Origin of the sequence: Streptococcus chenjunshii (assembly GCF_003086355.1) — a bacterium.
In the GTDB taxonomy this organism is placed as follows: domain Bacteria; phylum Bacillota; class Bacilli; order Lactobacillales; family Streptococcaceae; genus Streptococcus; species Streptococcus chenjunshii.
The window spans coordinates 702,940-720,759 of record NZ_CP031733.1 but is presented as its reverse complement, the minus strand read 5'-3'; the positions used below and the strand labels follow the sequence as shown (position 1 = coordinate 720,759).

At 43.5% G+C, this 17,820-nt stretch carries 20 protein-coding genes; 1 reads left to right on the top strand and 19 read right to left on the bottom strand.

Annotation, left to right across the window (positions count from 1 at the left end):
* Nucleotides 1-52: 52 nt before the first annotated feature.
* The 19 genes from DDV21_RS11735 to argF form a co-directional block, all read right to left on the bottom strand.
* On the bottom strand, nt 53-223 hold the full coding sequence (locus DDV21_RS11735; RefSeq protein WP_162886277.1) for a hypothetical protein: 171 nt from the start codon (nt 221-223) through the stop codon (nt 53-55).
* Nucleotides 216-623 (bottom strand): DUF1310 family protein, encoded by a 408-nt coding sequence (locus DDV21_RS03660; RefSeq protein ID WP_241964698.1) that lies wholly within the window; start codon nt 621-623, stop codon nt 216-218. Before DDV21_RS03660 ends, DDV21_RS11735 begins: the two co-directional genes overlap by 8 nt.
* Nucleotides 624-736: 113 nt before the next feature.
* Nucleotides 737-1,147, bottom strand: a complete 411-nt coding sequence (locus DDV21_RS03655; protein WP_241964697.1) for a DUF1310 family protein — start codon at nt 1,145-1,147, stop codon at nt 737-739.
* A gap of 115 nt (nt 1,148-1,262) precedes the next feature.
* Entirely contained in the window at nt 1,263-1,667 is a 405-nt protein-coding gene (locus DDV21_RS03650) for a DUF1310 family protein (RefSeq protein WP_116879195.1), read from the bottom strand.
* Nucleotides 1,668-1,966: 299 nt separating this feature from the next.
* Nucleotides 1,967-3,625, bottom strand: coding sequence for a DNA repair protein RecN (gene recN, locus DDV21_RS03645; RefSeq protein ID WP_116878897.1), 1,659 nt, complete (start codon nt 3,623-3,625; stop codon nt 1,967-1,969).
* 10 nt (nt 3,626-3,635) lie between these two features.
* Nucleotides 3,636-4,106: an arginine repressor gene (locus tag DDV21_RS03640; RefSeq protein ID WP_116878896.1), complete on the bottom strand. Its 471-nt coding sequence runs from the start codon at nt 4,104-4,106 to the stop codon at nt 3,636-3,638.
* Complete coding sequence (locus DDV21_RS03635; protein WP_116878895.1) at nt 4,093-4,920, bottom strand: TlyA family RNA methyltransferase; 828 nt, start codon at nt 4,918-4,920, stop codon at nt 4,093-4,095. The genes DDV21_RS03640 and DDV21_RS03635 overlap by 14 nt, the downstream gene beginning before the upstream one ends.
* On the bottom strand, nt 4,913-5,779 hold the full coding sequence (locus tag DDV21_RS03630; RefSeq protein ID WP_116878894.1) for a polyprenyl synthetase family protein: 867 nt from the start codon (nt 5,777-5,779) through the stop codon (nt 4,913-4,915). The genes DDV21_RS03635 and DDV21_RS03630 overlap by 8 nt, the downstream gene beginning before the upstream one ends.
* Entirely contained in the window at nt 5,772-6,005 is a 234-nt protein-coding gene (locus tag DDV21_RS03625) for an exodeoxyribonuclease VII small subunit (RefSeq protein ID WP_116878893.1), read from the bottom strand. The genes DDV21_RS03630 and DDV21_RS03625 overlap by 8 nt, the downstream gene beginning before the upstream one ends.
* The gene (xseA, locus tag DDV21_RS03620; RefSeq protein WP_116878892.1) at nt 5,995-7,323 is read right to left on the bottom strand and encodes an exodeoxyribonuclease VII large subunit; all 1,329 of its coding nucleotides are present in this window, start codon (nt 7,321-7,323) and stop codon (nt 5,995-5,997) included. The genes DDV21_RS03625 and xseA overlap by 11 nt, the downstream gene beginning before the upstream one ends.
* 235 nt (nt 7,324-7,558) lie before the next feature.
* Nucleotides 7,559-8,407, bottom strand: a complete 849-nt coding sequence (locus tag DDV21_RS03615; protein ID WP_116878891.1) for an NAD(P)H-hydrate dehydratase — start codon at nt 8,405-8,407, stop codon at nt 7,559-7,561.
* Nucleotides 8,397-9,260 carry a bifunctional methylenetetrahydrofolate dehydrogenase/methenyltetrahydrofolate cyclohydrolase gene (locus tag DDV21_RS03610; protein WP_116878890.1) on the bottom strand — a complete coding sequence of 288 codons (864 nt, stop codon included), beginning with the start codon at nt 9,258-9,260 and terminating at the stop codon, nt 8,397-8,399. Before DDV21_RS03610 ends, DDV21_RS03615 begins: the two co-directional genes overlap by 11 nt.
* 100 nt (nt 9,261-9,360) lie before the next feature.
* Nucleotides 9,361-9,522 carry a FeoB-associated Cys-rich membrane protein gene (locus DDV21_RS03605; protein ID WP_116878889.1) on the bottom strand — a complete coding sequence of 54 codons (162 nt, stop codon included), beginning with the start codon at nt 9,520-9,522 and terminating at the stop codon, nt 9,361-9,363.
* An 18-nt stretch (nt 9,523-9,540) separates the two neighbouring features.
* Nucleotides 9,541-11,691, bottom strand: coding sequence for a ferrous iron transport protein B (gene feoB / locus DDV21_RS03600; protein WP_116878888.1), 2,151 nt, complete (start codon nt 11,689-11,691; stop codon nt 9,541-9,543).
* Nucleotides 11,688-12,164 (bottom strand): ferrous iron transport protein A, encoded by a 477-nt coding sequence (locus DDV21_RS03595; RefSeq protein WP_116878887.1) that lies wholly within the window; start codon nt 12,162-12,164, stop codon nt 11,688-11,690. Before DDV21_RS03595 ends, feoB begins: the two co-directional genes overlap by 4 nt.
* Nucleotides 12,165-12,412: 248 nt before the next feature.
* Nucleotides 12,413-13,147 (bottom strand): amino acid ABC transporter ATP-binding protein, encoded by a 735-nt coding sequence (locus DDV21_RS03590; RefSeq protein ID WP_116878886.1) that lies wholly within the window; start codon nt 13,145-13,147, stop codon nt 12,413-12,415.
* Between the two features lie 6 nt (nt 13,148-13,153).
* On the bottom strand, nt 13,154-13,834 hold the full coding sequence (locus tag DDV21_RS03585; protein WP_116878885.1) for an amino acid ABC transporter permease: 681 nt from the start codon (nt 13,832-13,834) through the stop codon (nt 13,154-13,156).
* 216 nt (nt 13,835-14,050) lie between these two features.
* Nucleotides 14,051-14,281, bottom strand: coding sequence for a YkuJ family protein (locus DDV21_RS03580; RefSeq protein ID WP_116878884.1), 231 nt, complete (start codon nt 14,279-14,281; stop codon nt 14,051-14,053).
* A 79-nt stretch (nt 14,282-14,360) separates the two neighbouring features.
* Nucleotides 14,361-15,341, bottom strand: a complete 981-nt coding sequence (gene argF / locus DDV21_RS03575) for an ornithine carbamoyltransferase (RefSeq protein WP_116878883.1) — start codon at nt 15,339-15,341, stop codon at nt 14,361-14,363.
* 222 nt (nt 15,342-15,563) lie between these two features.
* On the opposite strand from argF, the gene DDV21_RS03570 reads away from it, so the two are divergent.
* On the top strand, nt 15,564-17,819 hold the full coding sequence (locus DDV21_RS03570) for an ATP-dependent Clp protease ATP-binding subunit (RefSeq protein ID WP_116878882.1): 2,256 nt from the start codon (nt 15,564-15,566) through the stop codon (nt 17,817-17,819).
* Nucleotide 17,820: the final 1 nt, after the last annotated feature.

The window sequence follows — 17,820 nt, the reverse complement described above, 5'->3', positions numbered from 1 at the left end:
GCTGTTAGGATAACATAAATAGGATTCGTTTTCAAACAATGATGTCTATTTTTTAAACCTGCTCCCCAGAACCGCTGTCCGTCCCGTCTTGGATAGAGGCCACTTTACCGATAGTGATGTCTTCTTCTCCTTGTGAAATCTTCACTGGAGCATTCAACTTATCTCCAAGTTCATACTCTTGTTCTGCAATCTGCTTATGTCGCTCATCTGTATAACTACTCATCACTGCTCTCCTTTAATAAAGTAGATAAATCTGGTGAAATAGTGCTACTTCCTGACATAAATTTTCCCGTGTTAATATCTTTATTTAAATTATATACTACATATAAATTCTCTTTCCCATTGATATATAATTTTACTAGCACTCCTCCCATTGGATTATGAGCAACCGACTCTTCATCAATTTCATACGACTGAATAATACCGTTTTCAGCAAACGCATCCTTATCCAAATTTTTAAAAAGAGTTTGGTACCTTTCTCTCGCTTCCTCACTCTTAACAATCTCCAGCATAGCTTCTCTCTCCTTGTGCTCCTGATATTTCATATAACCTGCTCCTCCTGCTGTGATACCTGCACCGACCAGTAAAAGCACCAGCCAGATTTTGAGCCGCTTAAACATCATCACCGCCCCCTTTTTATGTGCTCTTAACAACCAATTACCTTTTAATGAGCTGTTAGGATAACATAAATAGTATTCGTTTTCAAACAATATCAACACGCTCTTTATCCGTATAATTACTCATTTACGGCTTCCTTCCTTAATAAATCGCCTAATTTTTTTGATGTTCCCACCCCTCCTTTAGGTTCAAGTCTACCATCGTTATTTTTATCTACTCCCATATACACTTTTAAATTTGAATCATTGTTTATGATTAAATCAAAATCAATCCCTCCCATCGGATTATGGGCTACTGAATCATAATCGATTTGATAAGACTTGATTATGCCATTTTTAGTAAAAGCATTGGGGTTTAAATTTTTAATAATTTCATCACACGCTGCCTTCGCTTCTTCACTCTTAACAATCTCCAGCATAGCTTCTCGCTCCTTGTGCTCCTGATACTTCATATAACCTGCTCCTCCTGCTGTGATGCCTGCACCGACCAGCAAAAGCACCAGCCAGATTTTAAGCCGTTTGGTCATCATCACCGCCCCCTTTTATGTGCTCTTAACAACCAATTACCTTTTAATTAACTGTTAGGATAACACAAATAGTATTCGTTTTCAAGCAATATCAACTTTCTCTTTATCTGTATAACTATTACTCATTTTTCTCCTTTAACAAATCTGCTAACTCAGCTGACTGACTGCCTGATAAATTTTCTAATTCTCCTGTTTCAGGATTTTTATCAATTCCCATGTCTAATCGTATTTTTTTATCATTATTAATAATCAAATCAAAATCAATCCCTCCCATTGGATTATGTGAGATGCTGTCATAATCAATTTGATAAGACTGAATAAGGCCTTCAGTCGTAAAGGAGTTCTCATCAATATTTTTTATAGCTTCTTCACAGAGACTTTTCACTTCTTCACTCTTAACAATCTCCAGCATAGCTTCTCGCTCCTTGTGCTCCTGATATTTCATATAACCTGCTCCTCCTGCCGTGATACCTGCACCGACCAGTAAAAGCACCAGCCAGATTTTAAGCCGTTTAGACATCATCACCGTCCCCCTTTTATGTGCTCTTAACAACCAATTACCTTTTAATTAACTGTTAGGATAACATAAATAGGATTCGTTTTCAAACAATAATGTCTATTTTTTAAACCTGCTCCCCAGAACCGCTGTCCCATTCTTACTGATACAGAAACTGTTTTTGTGCTCATTCTATTTTTGAACTACGGTGGGTCTTCCCCTTTCTCCGGCTCTCTGTAATAGAAAAGCCCCTTAAGTTCAGTCTTCTGCTAACTTAAAGGGGCTATTGGGATACATCATTTTATCTGTCATCTAAAAGGCGGAAGTTACTTAGTCAAAAGAGCTTCAGCTTGTTTGCGGGCGGCTTCGGTCACATCATTTCCGGCCAGCATTTTGGCAATTTCTTCGATCCGTTCGGATTTTGTCAGGAGCTTAGCAGTGGAAACAGTGGCTGAACTGTCGCTTTGCTTTTCGATAACATATTGGTAATCAGCAATGGCAATGACTTGAGGCAGATGAGAGATAGCCAAAACTTGGCCGTGGCTGCCGATTTTATAAATTTTTTGAGCGATGGCTTGGGCGACACGGCCCGAAACGCCTGTATCTACTTCATCAAACACAATAGCTGTTTTGTCTTCTCTGCGGGCAAAAGCTGATTTGATGGCCAGCATGAGACGGGACAGTTCCCCGCCTGAAGCTGTCTTCACCAAGGGTTTAAAGTCAGAGCCGGGGTTGGTCGAAATGTAAAATTCAACGGCTTCATTGCCCTCACGGTTAAATTTCCCTTTGCTGAATCGAACACGGAAATCAGCTTTTTCCATATAAAGTTCCTTCAGCTCCTGCTTTATCTCCTCTTCCAGTTCTGAAGCCAGCTGACGGCGCTGCTGACCGAGATCCGCTGCCGCCTGAATCAATTCTTTTTCTAAAACTTTCAGCTCTTTTTCCATGCTGTCGGATGTCTGGCTGCTGCCGGTCAGAAGACTGTATTCCTGACTGATTTTATCAAAATAAGTCAGAACATCTGTGACGCTGCCGCCGTACTTACGCGTAATCGTATTGACTGCATCCAGCCGGGCTTCAATTCTCTGCAAAAGTCCGGCATCAAAATCAAGGTTGGCAATAACATCGTCCAAATGCTTGCTGACTTCCTCCATAATGTAATAAGCTTCAGAAAGATTATGTGACATGGCCTCATAGTCAGAATCAAATTCTTCTAAGGTCTGCAAATCATTCATGGCCGACCGGACATTGGACAGGCTGGAAAAATCCTCATTATCCAGCATAACAGCAGCATTTGTCAGGGTATCAGCAATATTTTTATGATTTAACAGTTTGTCACGTTCCTGCAAGAGTTTTTGGTCTTCATCAGGCTGCAGCGCAGCCGCTTCAATCTCTGCCAGCTGAAATTCCAGCAGCTCAATCCGGGCTTTATGAGCCTGTTCGTTTTTTTGCTTATCCGCCACTTGCTTACGCAGCTGGCGGTAATCATCAAAAAGCTGCTGATAGCGCTGTTTCAGCAAAAAGAAATCCTGGCTGCCAAAACTGTCCAGCATACCGATATGGAAAGAAGAATGCATAAGCTCTTCCTGGTCATGCTGACCGTGTATATCCACTAAAAAGCGGCCTACAAGACGCAAAGTTGCTAAATTGACCATTTTTCCGTTAATTCGGCTGATGGAACGGCCATTGGACAAAATTTCTCTGCGGATAATCAGCTCGTCCGATACATCCAGACCGTTTTCAGTTAAGACCTGATTGAGAGCAGGGTTGTCTGAAACGGAGAAAAAACCCTCAATTTCAGCTTTTTGAGCTCCCTGCCTAATGACATCAACATTAGCCCGGCTGCCCAGCATCATATTCATAGCATCGATTATAATTGATTTTCCGGCACCGGTTTCACCAGTTAAAACAGTCATGCCGTTTTCAAAATTTAAGGAAATGTTTTCAATAATGGCGAAGTTCTTAATAGAAATTTCCAGAAGCATGCTTTTCCTCTCAATCTTGCTCTGCTACCCAGTTTGCCAGTTTTTCGCGGATAGTTCCGGCAGCTGCTGAATCCTTCGCTATGACAAGCAGACTGTCGTCATCGGCAAGGACGCTAAAAATCAGCTCAGAGAAATCTTCCAGCAAAAAGCGTTTGATCAGCCGGCTGTTCCCCGGGACAACATTTAAATGCAGCATTTGTTCCAAGCCCAGTGTTTCTTTAGATATAGATAAGACCGTACTTCTTATCGGTTTAGGAACAGGACTGTCACTCTGAGTACTGTCCTGGGACAGACCGTAAATGTAAGGGCCTTTAGGAGAAGGAATCTTGATGATACCAATTTCATTCATATCTCGCGAAATTGTTGCCTGAGTCAGCCTGAGACCCTCAGCAGCCAAATGCTCTAAAAGCTCATGCTGAGTTTCAATCTCATTGGCTTGGACAATTTTTTTAATCAGTTCTAATCGTTCACTTTTCTTCATGTTTGTTAAATTCCTCATGTGCTTGTTCTGTTATTTCTTGAATCATTCCTCCTACACGATTTTCCGGAAATTCAGATTTTTGCAGATAAGCTAAAAATTCAATATTCCCCTGTCCTCCCTGAATAGGCGAATAATCAAGCCCGGAAACAGTGAAACCAGCAGCTGTGGCAAAAGCAGCAACCCTGTCCAAAACACTGTTATGAACCGCTCTGTCTTTAACAATTCCTTTTTTACCTACCTGACTGCGGCCCGCTTCAAACTGCGGTTTGACTAAAGCTACAGCCTGACTGTCATCTGCCAGAACCCTGTGCAGAGCAGGCAAAATCAAGTTTAAGGAAATAAAGCTGACATCAATAGCTGCAAAACTAGGCTCCCCTTCGCTGAAATCCTCCGGCTGAGCATAACGAAAATTATACTGTTCCATGCTGCGTACGCGCTGATCCTGCCGCAGCTGCCAAACCAGCTGGTTGCGGCCGACATCAACAGCATAGACCAGCCGTGCTCCATTCTGCAGCAAAACATCGGTAAAGCCTCCCGTGGAGGCACCAATGTCTAAGACTGTCCGGCCTTGGACATCAATATCAAAAACCTGAAGCGCTTTAGCCAATTTCAATCCGCCCCGGCTGACATAGGGCATTTTTTGCCCTTTCACTGTCAATTCTCTGTCTGCATCAATTTTCTCACCGGGCTTATCAAAACGCTCTCCATTGTCAAGCGCCAAAATTAAGCCGGCCATTACCGCACGTTTGGCCTGCTCCCTTGTGCTGAAAAGCCCTTGTTTGTAAGCTAAAACATCAACTCTTTCTTTAGGCATCCAACCTTAACCTTTCTATGGTCTGCAGAACCTGACCGGCGGCAAAGTCTCCTTCTTTCATCAGATTTTGAAAAATTGTTTCTGCTTCAGCTAAACTTTCTTCTAAAATCTGATAAGATTGCTCCAGACCGGCTAAGCTGGGATAAGTGGCTTTGGCTGCAGCTAAATCTTTTTGAGGGGTTTTACCGATTTCTGCAAAATCAGCTGTTACATCTAAAATGTCATCCCGCACCTGAAAGGCCAAGCCTATCAAAGCACCTGCCTTTGCTAGAGCTGTTAATTCTTCATCCTCCCGCTCTGCTATCAGACCGGCGGCAACAAAAGGAAAAGCCAGCAGTTTCCCCGTTTTATTAGCATGAATTTTCTGCAGTTCCGGCAGAGCCAGCTGCTGCTTTTCACCTTTTAAATCCAGCATCTGCCCGCCGACCATTCCGCGGCTTCCTGCTGCCAGCGATAACTCATAGATTAAAGCAGTTTTAACCTTATCCGGTAAATCCGCAGCAGCCAACAGTCCAAAAGAATCAAGGAAGAGCCCATCACCAACTAAAATGGCTGTCGCTTCATCAAAGCGCTTATGGCTGGTCAGCTGACCGCGCCGGTAGTCATCGTTATCCATTGCTGGCAGGTCATCATGAACCAAACTGCCTGTATGAATCAATTCTACACTGGCAGCTGCTTGATAGTGGCTGTCAGTCAGTGACAGCCCAAAACCCTCGATAATCTGCAGCATTAGCAGAGGGCGGAGCCGCTTGCCGCCAGCCTCAAGAGAATAAAGGACGGCCTCGGACAAATCCGAAGACACCCCTTGCTTTTGGTAGTAAGACTGAATCGTCTGATTGATTTTTGAAATTTTATCCATTAGCATCCATTTCTTTTTCTGTCCCATCAGCCTGCATGACTTTAACCAATGTTTTTTCAGCTTCCTGCAAAGTATTTTCTAATTTTTTAGAAAGGCGCATGCCTTCCTGAAACTCAGCAATTGCATCTTCTAAAGGGACGTCTCCATTTTCCAGCTTGCTGACAATAGCTTCTAGGTCCTGAAGATTTTCTTCAAATGTTTTTTTTGTTTTTTCCTTATTTGACATCTTTTACCTCAACTTCTAACTGGCCGTCCCGCAGTTCTGCCTGCAAACGGTCGCCTTTTTTGACAGTTTTTGTACTGACGATAAGTTTCTCATCTTTGTGAATAAGGGCGTATCCTCGGGCAACAATACGTTTTGTATCCAGCGACAGAAGGGCTGACTGAGCTTTTTCCAGCCGCGCAGCTTTCGCTTCATAAAGACTGTTTGCCTTACTCATAAGCAAGCGGTTCAGCTGCATGATTTGTTCTTGATAGCGGCTGATTTTTTCAGTCAGACCAAGTGAGCGCAGGCGCTGATTCAGCAAACGCTCTGCCTGCAGGGATACTCTGTACTGCTGCTGTACAGCCGCCGTCATAGCAGCTGTCAGCCTGTCCAGCTGCTGAGTCTGGCGGTCATACAGGCGCTCTGGCTGCCGAAAAACAACCGAATGAGCCAGTTTTCCCAACCTTTCCTGCTTCTGCCTAATCTGACGGCTGACTGCTTGATAGGCTCTGTTTTTATGTTCTGACAGCCGAGTCAAAAGATCAGCTTTAGTAACAGGGGTTGCCAATTCAGCTGCTGCTGTCGGTGTTGCTGCCCGCCGATCGGCTGCAAAATCCGCTAAGGTTGTATCCGTCTCATGCCCAACACTGGAAATCACCGGCAGATGGGAAGCAAAGATAGCTTCAACAACAACTTCCTCATTAAACGCCCAAAGATCCTCAATAGACCCACCTCCGCGGCCAACAATGAGCAAATCTAAATCCGAACGTTCATTAGCCAAAGCGATATTGCGGGCAACATCCTGACTGGCGCCTTCTCCTTGAACCTTGGTGGGAAAAAGAAGAATCTCCACACCTGGAAAACGTCTGGATACTGTTGTTATAATATCACGGATAACCGCTCCGCTGGGACTGGTTACCACGCCAATCTTTTTAACAAACTGCGGCAGGGACTGTTTGTGCTCTGCTGCGAAATAGCCGGCTGCCGTGAGCTTTTTCTTTAGCTGCTCAAACTGAACAGCTAAAGCTCCCAAGCCATCGGGCTCAGCTTTTTCAATAATAATAGAATAGGAACCGCCGGGTTCATACAGCTGAACACGGCCGATGACATTAAGCTGCATGCCTTCTTCTAAGTCAAAACCAAGTTTTTTAAACTGACTGGCCCACATGGTGGCTTGAATCACCGCTTTGTCATCTTTCAGAGAAAAATATTGATGCGCTGGCCGCTTCCGAAAATTGGAAACCTGACCGGTCAGATAAACCCTTTCTAAATAAGGGTCTCTGTCAAATTTTAATTTTAAATATCTGGTCAGAGACGATACTGACAAGTAGTCTGACATATATTCTGCTGCACGGCAAAAGCAAGACAGCCTAAAAGAATAGACTGACCTGCCGGTTTCTTAGCTAAAGTGTTTCCTTTTCCCGTGCCTGCTCCCTTTCTTTGATTTATGTATAGATAAAACCATTATAGCATTTTTACAGGAAAATAGCAGAGAAGGATCGTTAAGAAAACCCTGATTCCTTATCAATCTGGGAATCAGGGCAATCACTCTTTTTGAGCTTAAGGGAGGGGCATTAGCTACCTGCCTTTGCCGACAGTTTTTTCATAGCCTGAGGCAGCTCTTGGCTGATCCGTGTCGGCAGGACTACATAGGCTGTCTGACTGAGCTCATCTGCAATAGCTGAGTGAAGATAGGTAGCTGCTGCAGCAGCTGTAAAAGATGAAACAGAAAATTGAGCAGCAAAGCCTGCAATCATACCTGCTAAAGTGTCTCCCATCCCGCCTGTCGCCTGGTAAGGCCCGCCGACAGTCAGCTCACCTATCTGGCCATTCGGTCCGTAAATCACCGTTCGATGAGACTTAGCCACCAGCACTGTTTGGGGAGGAAAATCTGCCAGTGCGGCCTGATTCTGCTCCGGTGTCTGCTCCTTGATTGTCAGTCCGGACAGACGTTCCCATTCTTTTTGATGCGGCGTCAGAATCAGTTTTTTTGCCTGCAAATCCATATCCCTTTTTTGGGCCAGCAGGTTGAGAGCTGAGCCGTCAATAATCAAGGTTTGCCGGGATAAAGCTTTTGTCATAACCAGTTCAAAACTTTGCTGAGCCAAAAACTCTTCCCCCAGTCCTGGACCGATTAAAACGACATCGGCACGCAAAAGCTCCTGCACAAGCCGCTCTCTGTCTGTCAGAGCAAAGGCCATTGCCTCCGGGAGATGACTGTGCAGGGCTGAAATATTATTCTGATCTGTTGCCACAGTAACCAGACCAGCGCCACTGCTGACACAGGCGACAGCCGCCATGATGATGGCACCGCCGTAGGGAGAGCAGCCGCCAACTAAAAGAACACGGCCAAAAGTCCCTTTATGGCTTTTAAGTGGGCGGGGCTGAACCACATTTCGGACAAAATCTTCCTTAATAATCATTTGCCATCACACTTCTGAGAGCCGCTTGATAGGTCTGTTCCAGCAGCATAGTGATGGTCATTGGACCGACTCCGCCTGGAACAGGTGTAATCAGACTGGCCGCTTCTGCTGCTTCTTCAAACTTAACATCACCAATAAGTTTGCCGGTTTCACTGCGGTTCATCCCGACATCAATAACCACAGCCCCTTCTTTAATAAACTCTTTGGTTACAAAATGCCCAGAACCAATAGCAACAATCAAAATATCTGCTTGTCTGGTAATATCAGGAAGCTGTCTGGTTCTTGAATGGGTCAGCGTCACTGTGGCATTTTTATCCAACAATAGCTGTGCCATGGGCTTACCGACAATATTGGAACGGCCGACTATCACAGCATGCTTTCCTTCTAAATTGACGCCGTACTCATGCAGCAGCTCCATAATGCCCGCTGGCGTGCAGGGAACCATACCGGGACGGCCGCTCCATAAATGACCGGTATTCATCGGATGAAAACCGTCCACATCTTTATTCGGATCAATCGCCAGAATAATTTTTTTATCATTAATGTGCTGGGGCAGAGGAAGCTGGACCAAAATCCCGTGAAAAGCCGGATCAGTGTTATATTGGCCAATAAGCTCAATCAGTTCTTCCTCGCTGACCGACTCGGATAAACGCACTGTTTCACTCCGAAAGCCGGCTTTAAGAGCAGCCTGCTCCTTATTGCGCACATAAATCTGACTGGCTGGATTATCGCCAACCAAAATAACCACTAATCCCGGAACCAGACCGTATTTTTCTTTCATTTGTTTGACTTTTTCCGTTAAAGCCCCTTGCATTTTCTGCGCCAAAGCTTTACCATCAATAATTGCTGCCATATCGTCTCCATTTTAATTTTTTTCTATTATACCAAAAAAGCAGCGAGCTTAAAATGCTGAATTTTAAAAAGTCGCTCAAAAGAAACCCTTCAGTTTAAATTCAGCGAGTTTCTTTTAATCTCTGTCTGGCTGCTTTCTGCATTTCATCTTTCACTGGGCAGGAACAGCCGCAGTCTCCGCAGGAACCTCTCTGCTTGATATAATAGCGCAAACTCATGAACACTGCCCAAATAATCAGGCTGCCAATAATCAAGGTTGACATCATGTTTCCTTTCTAACTTTATTCCTGTACAAGCCCTAAATTATCTATGCTAATCACTTTTCCTTTGAACTGACGCGGTTTTCTGCTGATAAAATACAGCAGCAGGCAGAATAAAGTAAAGGCTGCATAAGTCCAAAACGACAGAGGCTGACCGTAGAAAACAAGTAAACCAAACTGATAAATAATCAAGCTGACAACATAAGCTAAGCCCGTCTGAAAGCCAATCGCTGCCAGCGTCCATTTCAAATCTCCCATTTCACGTTTAATCGCCCCTATAGCAGCAAAACAAGGCGCACAAAGCAGATTAAAAACCAAGAAAGAGTAAGCAGCCAAAGCCGTGTAATCACCTTGCAGGCTGTGCCAAAGCTGACGGCTGGTTTCACCCGCTTCAGGATTGTTATACAGTACGCCGAAAGTCGCAACAACTGTTTCTTTTGCCGCCAGACCCGTAAAAGCGGCAACGGCTGCCTTCCAGTTCCCAAAGCCAAGCGGGGCAAAAAGCCAAGACAGCGCATGACCAAGACTGGCTAAGATACTTTGTTCGGCAGCAACTGCCTGCAAAGTAAAATCATAAGAACTGGTGAACCAAATGAGAACGGTTAATGTGAAAATAATGGTTCCTGCACGTTTCATAAAACTCAGTGCTTTCCCAAAAGCGTAGCGAAAAACAGCTGTAAGTTTAGGCAAATGATAGGCAGGGAGCTCCATGATAAAAGGACTGGTGTAACCGCCTAAAAGACGTGTTTTCTTAAGCGCAATACCTGAAAGGATGATCGCAGCAAATCCTAAAAAATAAGCACTCGGTGCAATCCAAGGATTGTTAGGAAAAAAAGCCCCAGCGATTAAAGCAATAATTGATAATTTAGCAGAACAAGGCATAAAAGTTGCAGTCATGATTGTAATCCGGCGGTCCCGCTCATTTTCAATTGTCCGGCTGGCCATAATTCCCGGAACGCCGCAGCCGGTCGCAATCAGCATGGGAATGAAAGATTTGCCCGAGAGCCCAAAACGCCTGAAAATACGATCCATAACAAAGGCAATTCGGCTCATATAACCAATATCTTCTAAGATACCAAGACAAATAAACAAGACAAAAATTTGCGGCAAAAAGCCGAGTACTGTCCCAACACCGGCAATGATACCGTCAATTATCAATTCTGTCAGCCAGGCTTCCACATGCAGGTAAGTCAGGAAACTTTCGGCAGCAGCAGGAATGTATTCCCCAAACAAACTGTCATTCACCCAGTCCGTACCTATTGTTCCTACCGTCTGTATAGATAAATAGTAGACAATAAACATAGCGAAAGCAAAAATAGGTAAAGCAAGAAAGCGGTTTGTCACTAGCTGATCTATTTTATCAGATAAAGTCATTTTAAAATTGCTGTCCTGACTTTGAGCCATTTTACTGACACGTTCAATAAAGGCATAACGTTCATTGATAACAATCGTTTCGGAATCTTCTGCAAAAATATCTTCTGTTATCTTGATAATATCTGCAATTTCACTTTTCTGAAAAGCCGACAAATCTAAATCTGCCGCTGCCAGCTGATCCCGTTCAAAAAGTTTAATAGCATAGAAACGCTGAGAGGCTTCCGGCACTGTCTGTCCCAGAACTTCGATAATCTGAGCTAAAGCCGCTTCAAATTTACTATCGTAAGTCGGGTACTGAATACTGTCAACGCTTGCCTTGGTCGTCTGACAGGCTTTATTTAAAGCTTTTGTTACTCCTGTATTTTTTAAAGCACTGGTTGCGATAACCGGTACTCCCATCTGATAGGAAAGTTTTTCTAAATTAATAGCTTTCTTCTGCTGCCTAAGCACATCGCTCATATTGAGCGCAATAGTAACCGGTATACCGGTTTCAATCAGCTGTGTTGTCAGGTAAAGATTCCTTTCCAGATTAGTCGCATCAACAACATTTAAAATACTGTCCGCCCGATTGCTCAGTAAATAATCTCTAGCCACTTTTTCTTCAGGACTGTAGGGCGACATGGAATAAATTCCTGGCAAATCCTGCATCAGCACCTGTTTATCCTGTTTAACTCTGCCGCTCTTGCGCTCGACAGTAACTCCGGGCCAATTGCCGACACGCTGATTGGTGCCAGTCAGCAAATTAAAAAGACTGGTTTTTCCGCTGTTAGGATTGCCAATTAATGCTATTTCGGTCATCTTGCCTCCTTTTCATTGATTCTGACTACACTGATCATCTGCGCTTCTGATTTTCTCAGTGTCAGTTCATATCCCCGCAGCCTAAGTTCAAGCGGGTCTCCAAGCGGAGCCCGTTTTCTTAGGAAAATTTTTGTCCTGCGGGTCAAGCCCATGTCCATCAGCCGGCGCTTCGCTTCACCAACAGCATGAATACCAGAAATATAGGCAAATTCTCCCGGCCTCAGCTGCGATAAAGGCAGGCTGGGCATTTCATCCCTTATTTCGGATACCGTAATCTTACTTAAAATAGAGGCATCAAAAGCAAGCCGACTGGACTTTAACATCAAAATCGCACTCGCCTTTGTTTTGGAAATCAATTCCAGCCTGCTTCCCACTTTCAGCCCCAGATTGGACAGATGCCTGATACTGTCTTCAGGCAGATCAATACTAACAATTTGATAAGGCACCCTAACAGCACCATCCTGTAAAATCACCACTTCCACCTCACACCAAGATACAAAGCCCGTTAAGAACGCAAAGAGAAAATAGGCGGTAAGTCCGAAATCTTTTCGATTTCGCGGACCTAGCCTGTGGCAGCACGAACTTAGAAAGAGGGAACAGGGGGAACGCTTTTGAATGAAAGGTTCTGTCCCGCCCTCAGGCGGCTGCAAAATATACTTCTATTGTAACACATTTTAAAGCAAAAAAACGCCGAAAATCAGGCGTTTCTTTTTAGTATCAATCATAAAACCTTGCTTAAAAAGTCTTGGGTGCGCTCTTCCTGAGCTGCTTCAAAAATGGCTTCCGGCTTACCTTCTTCAACAATAACGCCGTCATCCATAAAGATAACACGATCGGCTACCTCTCTGGCAAAGCCCATCTCGTGCGTAACAATGGCCATAGTCATACCGGATTTTGCTAAATCCTGCATGACAGTCAGCACCTCTCCAACCATTTCTGGATCAAGAGCCGATGTTGGTTCATCAAAAAGGAGAACATCCGGATCCATGGCTAAGCTCCTGGCTATGGCAATACGTTGCTGCTGGCCGCCGGACAGACTGGCCGGGTAGGCTTGTGCCTTATCTTGTAAACCAACTCTTGCCAGCAGATCATAAGCTTTTTCCCTTGCCTCTTCGCCAGCTATTCTCTTGGTTTTAATAGGAGAAAGCGTAATATTCTCAAGCACTGTCATATTTGGAAAAAGATTAAACTGCTGAAAAACCATTCCCATTTTTTCCCGCATTTTAAAGATATCATTGCTTTTGTCAGTAATATCCACGCCTTCAAAAGTGATAGTACCCTTGGTAGGCATTTCAAGAAGATTCATGGTGCGCAGAAAAGTTGACTTTCCTGATCCTGATGGACCGATAATGACAACAACCTCTCCCTGTTTAATATCCAGACTGATGCCTTTTAAAACTTCATTTTTGCCAAAATATTTATGAAGATCTTTAATTGAAATAAGTGTCTCTGTCATCAGTTTTTACCTCCCTTGTCCCATTCGGTTTTCAAGTCTTTTTACCAAAGCCGACATAACGGTTGTTACCATCAAATAATAAAAGGCAGCAAACAAGAGCGGGCTGACAGGCATATACGTTGCCGTCACAACAGACTGAGCCCCGTTCCACAGTTCCATAACACCAATGGTCTGCAAAAGCGAACTATCTTTAATAATAGTAATGAATTCATTACCTAAGGCCGGAAGAATATTTTTAAAGGCCTGCGGCAGGATGACATAGCGCATAGCGTTAACCGGACGGATTCCCAAAGAATAAGCGGCTTCGAGCTGACCTTTAGGCACGGCTTCAATGCCGGCACGGACAATTTCAGAAATGTAAGCTCCGCTGTTAAGAGAAAGGATAATAATCCCCGGAAGCAGGCGGGAAAAATCGAGATCGAGCACGCCAAAACCAATAGTCGGGACATGCGTAAAATGCATCCAAGCAAAAGCAATCATAATTTGAACAACCATCGGCGTCCCGCGAAAAACCCAAACATAAAGACTGACCAGCCAATCAAATAGTTTGATATTAGTCCGCTTAATTAAGGAAACTAAAATACCGATAATTGTACCGAAAAAAACCACACAGGCTGAAATCATAATAGTGACTAAAACACCGTAATTAAAATAGGCCCAGTAGGTCGGCAAGAATGAAAGGTTCATTATTTTCTCCTCTATACTATAATCTGTTTTATTATAACATTAATTGAATAAACATACAATCCATTGACCGATTTTAAGATAAGGATCACAGTATCTTAAAAGCAGAACAACAGCCCTTCTAAAAGAGCGATATAGGCTGCATCAGCTGCTGTACTGTAAAGTCTGTTTATAAAAAACAGGGTTAGGAGTAACAACTCCTAGCCCCTCAATCACAGGTTAATATAACAAATCATAAATTTCCATTGCAATAAGATCAATACTGTCAAATGAGTAAGTCTCATGCGCTGCAACATCACGCAGGGTAAAGACCGGGCCTGTTTCTGGCTCATTGCTGAAAGATACCTCTGCCACTACAACACCGTCGCGTTCAAAATTGCGTTTAAGATTGGCTCCGTCAGTCGCCATTAATTCAAGGCGATTGATAATTCTCACTAAGTGTGACTCCATGAATATTCTCCTATAAGTTTATTATCCTTTCTTATTTTAACATAAATGAGTCTAAACTCACAAGAAAAGATACTGTCTTTTATAGTTCTTTTAAGGAATAATACATAATGGCTTTGATAGAATGCAGCCGGTTTTCAGCTTCCTGAAAGATAAGCGAACTGTGTTTTTGAAAGATATCATCGGTTATTTCGAGTTCAGCAAGACCGTATTTTTCATAAATATTGAGGCCAATCTCTGTCTTACAGTCATGAAAAGCCGGCAGGCAGTGCATCACAACAGTATCAGCTTTTCCAGTTTTAGCAAGGAGTTCTGCATTAATTTGATAAGGCAGCAGCAGGTCAATCCGTTCTTTAAAATCGACAGTTTCCCCCATAGACAGCCAGACATCCGTATAAAGCATATCAGCCCCCTTAACTGCTTCAATCCGGTCTGTAATCTCAATAACAGCTCCATTGTCATGTTCTTTGGCGAGAGTCACAATATCTTCTTCCGGCTGCAGTAAAGCAGGTGCAATAATCGTAATATTGACTCCTAAAATAGCTGCTGTGACTAAAAGCGAGTGTGCCACATTGTTGCGGCCATCACCTACATAAGCGATATGCAGACCATCTAAAGAACCAAAGATTTCTTTTAAAGTCATAAAATCAGCAATCATCTGTGTCGGATGCCATGTATCAGTCAGACCGTTCCAAACAGGGACTCCAGAATAACGGGCCAAAGTTTCCGCATCCTCCTGTTTAAAACCGCGGTACTCGATACCATCAAACATGGATCCCAGAACCTTAGCTGTATCGGCAACAGATTCTTTGCGTCCTAGTTGGATTTCATCTGCACCAAGGTAGGTAACATTCATTCCCAAGTCCTGACCGGCAACAGTAAAAGCCGAACGTGTCCGGGTGCTCGTTTTTTCAAAAATTAAAGCAATGTTAAGGCCTTCTAAATATTTATGAGGAATTCTTTTTTTCTTAAGCTCCTTAAAACGGAGGCTCAAATCAATCAATTCCATCAGCTCTTCTTTGCTAAAATCTATTTCTTTTAAAAAAGATATCGGTGTTTTCATAATCAATCTCCTGTATTTTTATACAGATTATTCTACATTATTATTCATTTTTTGGCAAGTCAGTTCTTGGAAAAATTTTTTATCACTCTCATGAAGAAAGTGCTAAATTTGCAAACTTTTTACTTGAATTCTTGTTTTGGGGTGTTATAATATGAGTATAAAGTTTGACCATCTTTGACTAAATGGCCGGAACTGATTGAAAATGACAAGGGAGGTTATCTTATGCTCTGTCAAAATTGTAATTTAAATGAAGCAACAATCCACTTATATACAAATGTTAATGGTAAGCAAAGACAGGTTGATCTTTGTCAGAACTGCTACCAAATCATGAAAACTGACCCTAACAATACTATTTTAGGCGGTCTTAACAAAGATTCGCATGACCAAAGCAATTCTGCTAACCCTTTCTTTGATGATTTCTTCGGTGATTTGAATAATTTCCGCGCCTTTAACGGTCAGCTCCCTAACACCCCTCCTACACAGGCCGGAGGCGGACGGGGCGGAGGCGGCAATAACGGCCGTCCGAACGGACCTCAGCAGCCAAACGGCTTACTGGAAGAATTTGGAATTAATGTTACCGAAATTGCCCGCCGAGGAGACATTGATCCTGTTATCGGCCGGGATGAAGAAATTGTTCGAGTGATTGAAATTCTTAACCGCAGGACCAAAAATAATCCTGTTTTAATTGGTGAGCCTGGTGTTGGTAAAACAGCTGTCGTTGAAGGTTTAGCCCAAAAGATTGTTGACGGAAATGTTCCGCAAAAGCTGAAAAACAAACAGGTTATCCGCCTTGATGTAGTCAGTTTGGTGCAAGGAACCGGCATCCGCGGTCAATTTGAAGAACGCATGCAAAAGCTTATGGAAGAAATTCGTAAGCGGCAGGATGTTATTCTTTTTATTGATGAAATTCACGAAATTGTCGGGGCAGGTTCTGCCGGTGACGGCAATATGGATGCCGGCAACATCCTTAAACCAGTTCTGGCCCGCGGAGAACTGCAGTTAGTTGGAGCAACTACGCTCAATGAATACCGGATTATTGAAAAAGATGCTGCGCTGGAACGTCGGATGCAGCCGGTTAAAGTAGATGAACCTTCTGTTGAAGAAACGATCACTATTCTTAAAGGTATTCAAAAGAAATACGAAGATTATCATCATGTCAAATATAGTGATGATGCCATTGAAGCTGCTGCTCTTCTCTCTAACCGCTATATTCAGGACCGTTTCCTGCCGGACAAGGCCATCGATCTTTTAGACGAATCCGGCTCTAAGATGAATCTGACCTTAAATTTTGTTGATCCTAAGGAAATTGACCAGCGGCTGACTGAAGCCGAAAACCTTAAGGCTCAAGCTACCCGTGATGAAGATTACGAGCGGGCTGCTTATTTCCGCGATCAAATTGCTAAATATAAGGAAATGCAGAAACAAAAGGTTGATGAACAAGATGTCCCTGTTATTACGGAAAAAACGATTGAAGGCATTGTAGAACAAAAAACAAATATTCCGGTTGGAGATTTGAAAGAAAAAGAACAGTCACAGCTTATCAGCTTGGCTGATGACCTAAAAGCGCATGTTATCGGCCAAGACGATGCCGTTGACAGAATTGCTAAGGCTATCCGCCGTAACCGTGTCGGTTTAGGGACACCTAACCGCCCTATCGGCTCCTTCCTTTTTGTCGGCCCTACCGGTGTTGGGAAAACTGAGTTGTCCAAACAGCTGGCTATCGAATTGTTTGGGTCGGCGGACAGCATGATCCGCTTCGATATGTCGGAATACATGGAAAAGCATTCTGTAGCTAAGCTGGTAGGAGCGCCTCCGGGCTATGTCGGCTACGAAGAAGCCGGTCAGCTGACGGAACAAGTGCGCAGGAATCCTTATTCACTGATTTTGCTTGACGAAGTGGAAAAAGCTCATCCGGATGTTATGCACATGTTCTTGCAAGTACTTGACGACGGACGTCTGACAGACGGCCAAGGGCGAACAGTCAGCTTCAAAGATACTATTATTATCATGACTTCAAATGCAGGTACAGGTCATGCTGAAGCCAGTGTCGGCTTTGGCGCAGCCCGTGAAGGGCGGACTAATTCTGTTTTGGGCGAGCTCAGTAACTTCTTTAGTCCTGAATTTATGAACCGTTTTGACGGAATCATTGAATTCAGAGCACTGGATAAGGACAACTTGCTGCACATCGTTGATTTGATGCTCGATGATGTCAATGCCCGGCTCAGCCACAGCGGCATTCATCTCGATGTCACAGATAAAGTAAAAGAGAAACTCGTTGATCTGGGCTATGATCCAAAAATGGGAGCCCGTCCGCTGCGGCGTACCATTCAGGAAAATATTGAAGATGCGATTACCGATTATTATCTGGAAAATCCAAACGAAAAAAATCTTAAGGCAGTCATGTCCAGCAATGGAAAAATTGTGATTAAATCTGCTAAAAAAGTAGAGACCCCAGCTGAAGCAGTTTCTGCTGAATAAA

Bases quoted from the DNA above. Each gene is read 5' to 3' on its own strand.
- feoB (WP_116878888.1), bottom strand. From the start codon at position 11,691: ATGACCGAAATAGCATTAATTGGCAATCCTAACAGCGGAAAAACCAGT.
- DDV21_RS03615 (WP_116878891.1), bottom strand. From the start codon at position 8,407: ATGATTATTAAGGAAGATTTTGTCCGAAATGTGGTTCAGCCCCGCCCA.
- DDV21_RS11735 (WP_162886277.1), bottom strand. From the start codon at position 223: ATGAGTAGTTATACAGATGAGCGACATAAGCAGATTGCAGAACAAGAG.
- DDV21_RS03660 (WP_241964698.1), bottom strand. From the start codon at position 623: ATGATGTTTAAGCGGCTCAAAATCTGGCTGGTGCTTTTACTGGTCGGT.
- argF (WP_116878883.1), bottom strand. From the start codon at position 15,341: ATGAAAACACCGATATCTTTTTTAAAAGAAATAGATTTTAGCAAAGAA.
- DDV21_RS03570 (WP_116878882.1), top strand. From the start codon at position 15,564: ATGCTCTGTCAAAATTGTAATTTAAATGAAGCAACAATCCACTTATAT.
- DDV21_RS03590 (WP_116878886.1), bottom strand. From the start codon at position 13,147: ATGACAGAGACACTTATTTCAATTAAAGATCTTCATAAATATTTTGGC.
- xseA (WP_116878892.1), bottom strand. From the start codon at position 7,323: ATGTCAGACTACTTGTCAGTATCGTCTCTGACCAGATATTTAAAATTA.
- DDV21_RS03610 (WP_116878890.1), bottom strand. From the start codon at position 9,260: ATGGCAGCAATTATTGATGGTAAAGCTTTGGCGCAGAAAATGCAAGGG.
- DDV21_RS03625 (WP_116878893.1), bottom strand. From the start codon at position 6,005: ATGTCAAATAAGGAAAAAACAAAAAAAACATTTGAAGAAAATCTTCAG.
- DDV21_RS03655 (WP_241964697.1), bottom strand. From the start codon at position 1,147: ATGATGACCAAACGGCTTAAAATCTGGCTGGTGCTTTTGCTGGTCGGT.
- DDV21_RS03585 (WP_116878885.1), bottom strand. From the start codon at position 13,834: ATGAACCTTTCATTCTTGCCGACCTACTGGGCCTATTTTAATTACGGT.
- DDV21_RS03635 (WP_116878895.1), bottom strand. From the start codon at position 4,920: ATGCCTAAAGAAAGAGTTGATGTTTTAGCTTACAAACAAGGGCTTTTC.
- DDV21_RS03650 (WP_116879195.1), bottom strand. From the start codon at position 1,667: ATGATGTCTAAACGGCTTAAAATCTGGCTGGTGCTTTTACTGGTCGGT.
- DDV21_RS03630 (WP_116878894.1), bottom strand. From the start codon at position 5,779: ATGGATAAAATTTCAAAAATCAATCAGACGATTCAGTCTTACTACCAA.
- DDV21_RS03580 (WP_116878884.1), bottom strand. From the start codon at position 14,281: ATGGAGTCACACTTAGTGAGAATTATCAATCGCCTTGAATTAATGGCG.
- recN (WP_116878897.1), bottom strand. From the start codon at position 3,625: ATGCTTCTGGAAATTTCTATTAAGAACTTCGCCATTATTGAAAACATT.
- DDV21_RS03605 (WP_116878889.1), bottom strand. From the start codon at position 9,522: ATGTCAACCTTGATTATTGGCAGCCTGATTATTTGGGCAGTGTTCATG.
- DDV21_RS03640 (WP_116878896.1), bottom strand. From the start codon at position 4,106: ATGAAGAAAAGTGAACGATTAGAACTGATTAAAAAAATTGTCCAAGCC.